Source organism: Paenibacillus sp. CCS19, assembly GCF_033239625.1.
In the GTDB taxonomy this organism is placed as follows: Bacteria; Bacillota; Bacilli; order Paenibacillales; family Paenibacillaceae; genus Paenibacillus_T.
This window is the reverse complement of record NZ_BTCK01000137.1, coordinates 1-234: the sequence shown is the minus strand read 5'-3', so window position 1 is coordinate 234 and position 234 is coordinate 1. Positions and strand designations below refer to the sequence as shown.

The following is a 234-nucleotide window of genomic DNA, read 5'->3' as shown; positions in this document are numbered from 1 at the left end:
TTCCAGAATGAAGCTGGGGCATGGAGCGCATGGGAAGCTTACGCAGCAGCGAAGAGCTGGACGTTAAGCACAGGCGACGGTACGAAAACAGTGAATGCCGAGCTGAAGGACGCGGTCGGCAACGTATATGCAATCAGTGACACCATTAATTACGATACGGCTAAGCCTATTATTACGGGTGTCGTGGACGGCAGCTTGAACAATGCCGATCTGACGATCACGTTCAATGAAGGA

1 protein-coding gene is annotated in these 234 nt (G+C 51.7%); it reads left to right on the top strand.

Annotated elements, in window-relative coordinates; all coding sequences use genetic code 11:
* Positions 1-234, top strand: a 234-nt coding sequence (locus SBI19_RS29445; RefSeq protein WP_317973085.1) for a hypothetical protein, incomplete at both ends; no start/stop codon positions are given.